6 protein-coding genes are annotated in these 10,337 nt (G+C 57.3%); 4 read left to right on the top strand and 2 right to left on the bottom strand.

Features of this window, described 5'->3' with window-relative positions:
* Positions 1–32: 32 nt before the first annotated feature.
* Together DXY29_RS13505 and DXY29_RS07900 are read left to right on the top strand one after the other, a co-directional pair.
* Positions 33–3,755, top strand: coding sequence for an autotransporter outer membrane beta-barrel domain-containing protein (locus tag DXY29_RS13505; RefSeq protein WP_170952168.1), 3,723 nt, complete (start codon positions 33–35; stop codon positions 3,753–3,755).
* Positions 3,756–3,997: 242 nt separating this feature from the next.
* Positions 3,998–7,120, top strand: coding sequence for a glycosyl hydrolase family 18 protein (locus tag DXY29_RS07900; protein ID WP_115024995.1), 3,123 nt, complete (start codon positions 3,998–4,000; stop codon positions 7,118–7,120).
* A gap of 93 nt (positions 7,121–7,213) precedes the next feature.
* Here the strand turns inward: DXY29_RS07900 and bchM are convergent, their stop codons facing one another.
* Together bchM and DXY29_RS07890 are read right to left on the bottom strand one after the other, a co-directional pair.
* The gene (gene bchM, locus DXY29_RS07895) at positions 7,214–7,927 is read right to left on the bottom strand and encodes a magnesium protoporphyrin IX methyltransferase (RefSeq protein ID WP_115024479.1); all 714 of its coding nucleotides are present in this window, start codon (positions 7,925–7,927) and stop codon (positions 7,214–7,216) included.
* 27 nt (positions 7,928–7,954) lie between these two features.
* Positions 7,955–9,130, bottom strand: coding sequence for an N-acetylglucosamine-6-phosphate deacetylase (locus tag DXY29_RS07890; protein WP_115024477.1), 1,176 nt, complete (start codon positions 9,128–9,130; stop codon positions 7,955–7,957).
* Between the two features lie 11 nt (positions 9,131–9,141).
* On the opposite strand from DXY29_RS07890, the gene purE reads away from it, so the two are divergent.
* Positions 9,142–9,696, top strand: coding sequence for a 5-(carboxyamino)imidazole ribonucleotide mutase (purE, locus tag DXY29_RS07885; protein ID WP_115024475.1), 555 nt, complete (start codon positions 9,142–9,144; stop codon positions 9,694–9,696).
* On the top strand, positions 9,693–10,322 hold the full coding sequence (locus DXY29_RS07880) for an oxidoreductase (protein WP_115024473.1): 630 nt from the start codon (positions 9,693–9,695) through the stop codon (positions 10,320–10,322). Before purE ends, DXY29_RS07880 begins: the two co-directional genes overlap by 4 nt.
* Positions 10,323–10,337: the final 15 nt, after the last annotated feature.

The following is a 10,337-nucleotide window of genomic DNA, read 5'->3' as shown; positions in this document are numbered from 1 at the left end:
TCCGCTAGAAAACTATAAGAATCCATTCGTAGATGGTGGTTAAAAAAGTACTCTCAGGCCTCTTCGTAGGTGTTGCATTTTCTGTTTCTCCTGTGCATGCACAGGTTGAGCCTCCGCAGGGTGGTACAAAGGTCACGGAAAGTGGCGTGGTCAAGATTTACACATTGCCCCAGTATCTACAAACAGTTCTTGAGGGTGATGATGGTAAATATTATGCAATTAACTACTACACCTGGGTTAATCCGGAAGAATCGGATGGTTCTGATCCTATTCCAGGAATTTCGGTCGGAAGCTGGTGGGATGATCCGCAGATCAGTATGTTCTTTCCCTGGGGAGATGACGAGGCACTGGCCGAGGAACTGTCGGGCGGATATGAGGATTTTGCAAGAGAAGCTAGTCTGCTCGATGATGATGGGAACTTGGCTCTTAACGGTTACGACAATGGTGGTGGCTTTATTTTTGGCAACTGGGATATGAGAAACCATGCCGATCCAAAGGTCCCTCCGCCAGAAGGTGTTGATCAAAGGCCCATGGGCAGTACAAATGGGAAAACAGGATTGATCTATGAATGGAACTCAATCGAGTACATTACAAGAAATGGAAGTAATAATCGAATTCAAGCCTTTGGCGGATGCGCCGTCAATACAATTTCATCTGGAGAGGCGCCAGGCACGAATGATTTGGTTGTAAGCGCCGTTGATCCTTGCGAGTTTGATGGTGAAAAGGTCAGGGAGGATACCTACGCTCCAGTGTTCCAAGGAGGGATCCTCGTAACAGATCCAGGTGCTGCAGACATCACGCCACCATTTTGGATCGGCCATGAAGGCGGGACGATCGATAACAATGGAATTTCCACCATCTTTAATGGGAAATTTTCGGATATTTTGTTGGCAAGATCTTCGGGTGCAGGGTCTCTTGATTTTGAGGGTGAGGGCGTAACAATTTTGGCCGCCGATAATGCTTATGTTGGTGATACCAATATTCTTGAAGGAACTCTCCGAGTCACTGGAACTCTCAGCGATGGTACTGCTGTTTCTGTTGCTGAGGGTGCTGCTTATGAAGTTGCTAATAGCGATGAGATTGGATCGATTGAAGGTGCTGGCGAGATTGTTATTGCTGAAGACCAGACGCTGACTGCTGGTGGATTGGATACAGATACCACTGTGTCTGGAGAGATCTCCGGTGAAGGTGGATTTAAGAAGGTTGGCGAAGGTGCAACCACGTTTTCAGGAGATAACACCTATGGAGGTGCCACCGAGATCAAGGCGGGAACATTGAAGGTCACGGGTTCACTCAGTGACGGTACGGCCGTCTCTGTTGCTGAGGGTGCCACCTATGAAGTTGCTAACAGTGATGAGATTGGATCGATTGAAGGTGCTGGCGAGATTGTTATTGCTGAAGACCAGACGCTGACTGCTGGTGGATTGGATACAGATACCACTGTGTCTGGAGAGATCTCCGGTGAAGGTGGATTTAAGAAGGTTGGCGAAGGTGCAACCACGTTTTCAGGAGATAACACCTATCGGGGCGAGACGACGATTGATGAAGGTGTTCTATCGATCGCCAATCTGTATGCGATTCCTCGTGAATCGCATACATTCGTGACTGGAACTGGCCAGCTCGATTTGCGATCCGAGCCCACGAACCAGGGTGAATTCAAGATTGATCGGCTGAGTATTCAAGAAGGTGGCCGAGTTTTTGTTTCACCTGCTCAGCCGTTGGTTTCTGAAACAATCACGCTGGATGCTGACTCTTTAAAGGATTCAAGTCCAGGTGGAATTATCACCTCTTTGGATGGAAAGAATAATCCGCCTTTGCGTGTGAGTGACTCATTCGATTATGAGAGTGGCAGCTTGGTCGTTAGTGCTGAAATGCCTGGCAATCCGAAAGGTGTTTGGAAGATCATTGATGGTCGAGTCAAAAATATTGATGATCTTGCTGAAAATACATATCTTGTGGTTGATCAAGATCAGGCGTATTCCTTTAATGGTCTTGGTGAAGAGAACGCCGCCCATCAGCCGGCCGTCCACAAGGTTTTCTTGTCCGAAGGTTCTTTGAATCTTGTCGTTGAGTCTAAGAAGCCAGGCGAGATATTTTGCGACTTGCATCCTGACTCTGATAAGTGCAAGGATGACCCGAATAAGCCGGATCCGAAACCTGATCCGCCGATCTGCGATTTATATCCTGATATTGAAAAGTGTAAAAATGATCCTAATCCCCCAAAGCCTAATCCCCCAAAACCTAATCCCCCAAAACCTAATCCCCCAAAACCTAATCCCCCAAAACCTGACCCAATCCCAGGTTGTGAAGATGGTGATCCTTTATGTGATGTGATCAGTGATGTAGCTGATTTTAAAGATGAGGCGTGGGATGCAGAAGAAAACGCCGCTATCGAAATCATCGATGCCCTGTTGGATGGCTTGCATAATGATCGAATTGTTTTGCCCCTGAGCTTTGATTACGGCGAATTGGCAAAGTTGGTGGGTAGTGGCTTGGCCCCACGGAATGTGGATGCAGCGGGTCGTGGATTGGCGCTTCATAACAACTTGCTGGTGGATGCGGTGTTTGAACGGCAGCCGCTGCGTCAGTTCGAGGAGCTGTTGGTGAGTGAAGAGGTTGTAGAGGAGAGCGTTGTGGAAGAGGAGGCCGTGATTGAGGAGGCGGCCCCTGTCCAACCGTTGTGGCTGAAGGGTGAGGAGCTCAGTGATGGAGAAGCGGCTGAGTATGTGGAAGGAGCGGTCGCAGAGGTTGAGGTCGCCGATGTAGGTGTGAATGGCGAGGTTGCAATCGAGGTTGAGGAAGAAGAAGTTGCGATTGAGCTGGATGGGGTGAGCCTTGTCGATCAGCAGGACGATGAGCTGGATCTGGCCAAGCGTGATGGCGTCAGCGCTTGGGTGAAGGGATTCGGCGGCAACAGCCGCGCTGATGAGTCGTCGATTTTGTACAACGACTACGACTTGAGCGCCTATGGCACCAGTTTTGGTGTGGATGTGGCGTTGAGCGAAAGCTTCCAGATCGGTGCTTATGCCAACTACGGCGATCTGAATGTGAACCACCGCAGGGGTGAGACTGGTGGTGGTAGCTGGAACCCCGAGGGCTGGGGCGGCGGATTAACAGCCCAGTACTCCACCCGCCATTTCTATGTGCAGGGCCTGCTGGGGGCCAGTGAATTCAGCGGCGAACAGTCCCGCAACATCCTGCGGATTAATGATGATCTGGGCGGCAACACGGCCCGGGGTGACAAGAGCGTCACCAGCTATCTGGGAGCACTGCGGATTGGTGCCCCGTTCAAGTCCGGTGGTGTGGTGCTCGAACCCCAAGGCCAGGTGGTGTGGACAAGGAACCATGAACAGGGATTCTCCGAAACCGGCGGAACGGAGAAGAACCTGCGGCTGAAGTACAAGAGCCGCACGACGAACTTTGCTGAGACGGAACTGGGGATGAAGCTGTCGGTGCCGATTCGCACCGGCGAGCGGGGGCTGTTGGTGCCGAGCCTTCGGGCAGCGTGGCTGGCGGATTGGAACCAGGCGAATGCGGGCCAGGAGATTGGCTACAAGTTCAGCAAGAAAACAGCCAGGTTTGATTCACAGCTGGGCACCGAGAACGGCGCCTTGCTTGAGGCGGGATTGGACTACACGGTGCAGAACTTCAACGGCGTCTCCGTGAAGCTGTATGGCCGTGGCGGCATGGAGTTTTGGGCCAGCGACCGTGGCACGACCTGGCGCGCGAGCGGCGGTGTGACCTTCCAGTTCTGATGCATGCCTGATCCCCCATTTGGGGGAGGGAAGCCCTTGTTGTTCTCCCTCTTCCAAGGGATGTTTGGCTCTAATTAATATGTTACTCGGCTCATATTTGGTCATAACTGTATCAAATTTACTAGTCATTCTCATGGGCTTTTCAGAAACAATGCGGCTTGAGTTTTTAGGGTTTGAACGAGTTGAGCATTGTTGTTTTGGCGCTACAAGCATCTGTTTCTGGCAATCTTTATTGGGGGGGTATGTCAGGTCAGTTGACCCTCACCAACTCCGGCGATACCCCTCTGACGGATTGGTCGTATACCTTTCGCACCACGCAAAAAGATGTTCAGGTTTGGTCGTCCACCTATGACGTTGTTGATCTGGGGGATGGCACCTATGAGGTGACTGTTCGGCCGCCCGAGTGGGGTGCGTCTATTCCTGCCGGTGGCTCTCTGAGCCTGAGTTTCAATGCCGTCAGCGTCGATCTTCCCCACAGCGGAACATTGACGGAGGAGATGTTCTTTGTTGATTCGTCTGTTGATGATTTGAGCTCTCAACAAGAGCCTTCTCTCGAGCCGAAGCCAGAGTCTGAGCTCGAACCTGTTCCGGATCCTCAACCCGAACCCGAACCCGAACCCGAGGCCCAGCCTGAGGTTGAAGCATCGACGACCGATGCCCCAACACGCGTCTTCGAGGTTGATGTCTATTCAGGGGAGGTCACCGACTTTCGCCCCGGCATTGATCGTTTGGATTTCGGTGGTCAGTCGGTCCATAACCTGATTCTTGGCAAAACCGAAGAGGGCTACGTCACCTTCTTGAGCCCCTGGAATGACGCCCAGAAGATGACCCTCGTGGGGGTGACCTACGACCAGCTGGCCCTTGAGGACTACGGCGTGGTCGGCAACGAACACCTTCGCCAAGACCTGGGAGGCGTTGTGTCGTGGGAGTTGGGCATCGGCGAGAAGGACCCCAACACCACCTACATCCGCTCGCACGAGTACGGCAGGGTCGAGACGATCACCGACTTTGATCCGACCACCGACAAGATCAGCTTTCTCTATTACGGCACTCGCGAGCGTCTTTCGGTGACGCAGGACGGGGCTGACTTGGTTATTTCGACTGAGCCCACCGGGCAGACCTTCATCTTCCAGAACACCAACCTGGCTGATATTCCTGGGGCCAGCCTGGAATTCCACTTCGATCAGATCGTCGAAGACAACCTCGAGATCCCTTTCGGTCGCTCAGTTGACTCGTTGACCCTCAAGGACCGCACCGCTCTGCTTACCCCCGCCGCTCCTGCCGGTGAGCTGACGGATGGTTTTCAGACCCAGGCCGGCGATCCGGCCGTGAATGAGCAGCCTCCCCACGACAGCCATTCCATGGGCGATGACGGCTCCATGGACATGGAGCCAGAGATGGAGATGGATCCAGAGATGGACATGGATCCAGAGATCGATATCGAGTCCCCCATGCCCAGTGCACCCGAGCCGACGGTGGAGCCTGAACCCAGTGCTTCAGGTCTGGTGGTGTCCGCCACGATCACGGGTGGCTGGTCGGGAACCTTCGCTGGCAATGTCACGGTGAAGAACACCACCGGTGCTTCAGTCGGTCAGGACTGGACGGTGAGTTTTGTTTCCGATGCACCGTTGAAGAGCGTCAGCAACTTCGAGTTCACCAACACGCTCCGTGACGATGGCCGTTATGTCGTCACCCTGAGTCCCAAGTCTTGGTCAGCTCCACTGGCTGCGGGCTCCGCCCAGAGCTCCTACTACCAGGGTTCCGGAGACTTTGTTGATCCGAATCAGGTGTTCGATCTCGCCTCCACGAGCGCCGAGGTGCCTCAGCCGGATTCGTCAGTGGTTGAGCAGTCTGAATCTCCTCAGCAGCCAGATGCCAGTGACGTTGTTGAAACCCCCGACGGTGAGGCCACAGTCATCGAAGACAGCCCAGTCAGCGAAGACAGCCCTGTGACCGAGGGCGGCACCGTCACTATCGACTACGAGCGTCCCAACGGCACAACCGATAAGCGGGTGGTGACCTACTTCGAGGAGTGGGGCATCTACAGCCGTGATCTGAATCTGTCGGATGTCGACGGCCAGTCGATGACCCACATGAACTACAGCTTCTTTGACGTGAAGGCGGATGGGTCGATCACTCTGTTCGACGAATTTGCTGCCCTCCAGAAGCGCTTCCCTGAGGCCGATCAGGTCAGCCGCACCTTCAGCAGCGGCGATTACGCCGCAATGGACCCGGAGCTGCTCGACATCTACGAAAACTCAGGGCGCTACACCGTTACTCAAACCGGTGACGCCATCACCGTGACATCGGTTCCAGTGGGTTGGAACGGCGTTGGCACCAACGATGCCGGCAACTTTGAACAGCTGCGTCGCTTCAAGGAACTCAACCCGGAGGTCAATCTTGGCTTTGCCCTCGGTGGTTGGACGTTGTCGGATGAGTTCAGCACCGCCTATGCCACGCAGGAGGGTCGCGACAAGTTCGTCAGCGAGACCGTACGCATTTTCGAGACCTACGACTTCTTCAACGTTGTCGATTTCGACTGGGAATACCCGGGTGGTGGTGGCAAGGCGGGCAATGCCGTCTCCGCCAGTGATGGGGGCAACTTCGAGCTGGTGTTGCGTGATCTGCGCACCGCCCTCGATGATCTTTCGGCCCGCACCGGGCGTGACTTTGAGGTGTCGATTGCCACGGCTGGTGGCCAAGAGAAGCTGGTCAACCTCAACCTTTCAGGCATTGACCCCTACGTCGATTTCTACAACGTGATGACCTACGACTTCCACGGTGGATGGGAGAACGTCACTGGGCATCAGGCCGCCATGACCGGTGACGCCAACAACTACGACGTCACTGGAGCGGTCGATGTCTTCGAGAACGCGGGGATCGAGCTGAGCAAGGTTGTGATGGGGGCCCCTGCCTACACCCGCGCCTGGGGCAACGTTGCTGATGGCGGAACCTTCGGCTACCAACAGCCTGGTTCCGGCCGTGATGCCACCGGTTCGTTTGAGGCGGGCGTCTACGACTACAAAGATGTCCTCAACGATGTCATCACGGGGACGCGCAACCTCTACTGGGATGACGACAACAAGGCGGCATTCCTGTACGACGGAGACGAGTGGAGCTCCATGGAAACCACCGCCACCATTGCCGGTAAAGCGGCCTACGTGGAGGAGAAGGGTTTGGGCGGAATGATGTTCTGGGCCCTCAGCAACGATGCTGAAGGTGAGGCCAGCCTGGTGGAGGCTGCCGATGATCTGCTCCGCCAGGGGGCGAGCTATGCCGAGGTGATCGGTCGAGCTCCTGAGTTCGACGCGATCATTGGCGGCAACGGCGATTTCAGCCTGACGGATTTCACCGGCCTGGTTTGATCCGAATCTCCCTCAGTTGAGGGAGGTCATGGGTGTTGAACCCTCCCTCAATTGAGGGAGGGTTTTGTTCTGAAGAGGGAGACTCAGACCTGATCAGGCCTTGCGGAACTCGATCAAGCGTGAGAAGTAGAAGGGGGCTTTGTTCAGGCTGCGGCGCACCAGCTTGAAACCGCAGGCTTCCGCTGCTTTCACGATGCCGTCTTCCTTGAGGGTGTAGGCCCGAGTGGTTTTGCTGGGGCCGGGGAACAACTGGCCGATGCCTTTGAGCAGCGCCAGCAGCGGGGTGTAGGGCGCAAAGCTCACGATCAGGCGCTCTTCGGTGAGGCTGCAGAGGTGCTTCACCATCTCCTCCGCCGGCTGCTGGGGGTAGTGGATGAACACATCCAGGCAGCACACCGTGTGGAAGGAGCCGCTCAGGCTTTCCAGGTCGCTGGCGAAGAAATTCAGCTTGGCCATGTCGAGGCCGGCCTCGCGGGCCCGGCGCTCCGCCTCCTGGGCCATGGCCTCGGAGATGTCGCTGGCGTTGATCGAACCCGCCCCCATCGCCGCCAGCGGCAGGCTCAGGCTTCCCACCCCGCAGCCGGCATCGCAGAAGCTCGCCTGGCTGAGTTCATCGCTCTCCTTGATCCAGGCCAGAACTTCATCCACGGTTTTCTGGTGACCGATGCGGATGTTGCGCTGCACCTTGTTCACGTCATCGCTGTCGCTGTAGATGCGGTTCCAGCGGTCGAAACCCGTGGTTTCGAAGTAGCCCTTCACCTCCTTCTTCTCGGCCTGTTTCTGCTCCAGCAGCTGATCGGGGGCCATGGCGGAAGGGTTTGCGTCGGCGGGATCCTAAGCAGCGCAGGCCCAGTGCAGATCACCCTCCTCGTCGCGCCAGCGCAGCAGCTGCGTCAGTGGTCGTCCCATCAGGGCGTCCAGGACCCCCGTTGCATCGCCAATCACCTGCCTCGGGGCCACCGTGGCGCTCCAGATCGCAGCACTGGGAGCCTCACTCCAGCGGGCCAGCCGTTTCACCCCCTCCAGTTGCGGCAGGGTTACCCCCGCCAGGGTGCCGTCCTCGAGGCGGCAGGTGCCGTTCTCCACCAGCAGCACCCGCTCATCCCAGTGGTGTTCGCCATCGGCCAGGCCGTAGGGGGCCAGCGCATCGCTCACCAGCACCGTCTGCTCAGGAGCCAGCCGTTGCAGCAGCACCGCCATCGTGGGGTGCACGTGCACCCCATCGGCGATCAGCCCCAGGGCGATCCCCCTGCGCCGGCAGGCCTCCCCAAGCGGGCCCGGTGCCCGGTGATACAAGCCCGGCATGGCATTGAAGGCGTGGGTGAGCATGCCCACTCCCTGATCGAAACCGGCGCTGGCCTGGTCGGCATTGGCGGCGCTGTGGCCGAGGGCCACCCTGATGCCCAGCTCCCGCAGCCTTTTGATCACCGCAGCAGCCCCCTCCAGTTCGGGGGCCAGGGTCACCAGGGCAATCTCCGTTTCGAATCCCCCGATGCGTTCGTCCAGCGCTTCCAGGCTGGGGCGGGCCAGGTGTTCCCTGGGATGGGCACCGCGGCGGGCCTCCGCCAGAAAGGGACCCTCCAGATGGGCCCCCAGCAGCTCGCAACGGCCGGGACGGTGCTGTTGCCGCGCCTCCCGCAGCACGGCCAGGGCCTGGCGCAGTGGTGCGATGCCGCAGGTCACCAAGGTCGGTGCGATCGCCTCGACACCATCGCGCCACAACAGATCCAGGAGCTCCTCCAGACGGGGCAGATCTGCTGCTGTCAGTTCCGGGAAGGCCAGCCCCAATCCGCCGTTGATCTGCAGATCGACCCCCCGGGGGCTGAGCCAGTCGCCGTTCCAATTCTCCTCAGCCTGTTGGTCCTCAGTGCCCATTGCTTTGATGCGGCAGATCAGCCCCTGGGAGTCCAAACAGACGGCATAGCGCTGGTCTCCATCGCCAGGCTGAGGCGCAGGCAGACGAACGTTGGTGATCCGGTGCATCAACGCAACACTGGCCTCGGCAGCCATGGGGGGAGACGATGGCAGTCTTGCCCCTCTGCGTTGTGCCGCCAGTGCTCCCCCGAGTTGCCGTTGTGATGGGAAGTGACTCTGACTTGCCCACCATGGAACCCGCCGCCGCCATCCTGCGTGAGCTGGGGGTGGAGGTTGAGGTTCGGGTGCTCTCGGCCCATCGCACACCGTTGGAGATGGTGAGCTTCGCCAAGGCCTCCCGGGATCAGGGCTTCGGTGTGATCGTCGCCGGTGCCGGCGGGGCTGCCCATCTCCCTGGCATGGTGGCTGCCCTCACCACGCTGCCCGTGATTGGCGTGCCGGTGAAAAGCCGGGCGCTTTCGGGGGTCGACTCCCTCCATTCGATTGTGCAGATGCCGGGTGGGATACCTGTTGCCACCGTTGCCATCGGTGGGGGCCTCAATGCCGGCTTGCTGGCGGCTCAGATTCTGGCGGTGGCGGATGCTGGCTTGGCCAGGAAACTTGAGGCTTACCGCAGCAGCCTCCACGATGCTGTGGTGGCCAAGGATGCGCGCCTGGTTGATCTGGGCAGCACGGATTACCTCTCCCAGATGGATTCATGAGTGTTCCCGTTCGTTCCACGCTTCGTTCCACGCTGCTTTGGGCTGTGGTGCCGGCGGCCATCGTCTATGCGATTGCGCTGGGCTGGAGTGCTTCAGAGGGCATCAGCGCCAAAATGGTGTTGAAGGATTTGGCCCAGTCCTGCAAGGCACCTCTGGGGGAGGGCTTTCTTTCAAGCGTCGGCTACTTGCTCTGGATGGCGGCCGCTGCCATTGCCTTGTTTGCGGCGTCCACCCGGCAAATCAAAGGCTCCGTTTTGAACCGCCAATTTGCCTTCTGTGGGGGTGGTTTCTCGCTGTGGCTCTGCCTCGACGACATGTTCCTGGTGCACGACCGCTACCTCGGTGAGGCGTTCCTCTACATCACCTACGCCTTCTTCACCGGGCTGCTGTTGTTCCGGTTCCGTGGACCACTTCGGCACTTTGGTGGCGACACTTTTTTGGTTTCCGTTGTGCTGTTGGGCCTGTCGGTTCTGACCGATGCTCTTCAAGGGCTTTGGCCGAATTCCTACGAGACGGTGCAGATTTTTGAAGAGGGATTCAAGTTTCTCGGGATTGCCGCCTGGCTCAGTTTTTGGTGCCATTACGTCAGTTCCGCTTCCAATCCTTCTTCTCTTGAGCAGCACTGATCGACACGCGTCATC

The organism is Synechococcus sp. UW69 (genome assembly GCF_900474185.1).
GTDB lineage: Bacteria > Cyanobacteriota > Cyanobacteriia > PCC-6307 > Cyanobiaceae > Parasynechococcus.
The sequence above is the reverse complement of the archived record's forward strand: the minus strand, read 5'-3'. Positions and strand labels throughout refer to the sequence as shown.

Excerpts from the sequence above, each read along its gene's own strand:
- DXY29_RS13505 (WP_170952168.1), top strand. The coding sequence starts at position 33 with ATGGTGGTTAAAAAAGTACTCTCAGGCCTCTTCGTAGGTGTTGCATTT.
- DXY29_RS07900 (WP_115024995.1), top strand. The coding sequence starts at position 3,998 with ATGTCAGGTCAGTTGACCCTCACCAACTCCGGCGATACCCCTCTGACG.
- bchM (WP_115024479.1), bottom strand. The coding sequence starts at position 7,927 with ATGGCCCCCGATCAGCTGCTGGAGCAGAAACAGGCCGAGAAGAAGGAG.
- DXY29_RS07890 (WP_115024477.1), bottom strand. The coding sequence starts at position 9,130 with ATGGCTGCCGAGGCCAGTGTTGCGTTGATGCACCGGATCACCAACGTT.
- purE (WP_115024475.1), top strand. The coding sequence starts at position 9,142 with ATGGCAGTCTTGCCCCTCTGCGTTGTGCCGCCAGTGCTCCCCCGAGTT.
- DXY29_RS07880 (WP_115024473.1), top strand. The coding sequence starts at position 9,693 with ATGAGTGTTCCCGTTCGTTCCACGCTTCGTTCCACGCTGCTTTGGGCT.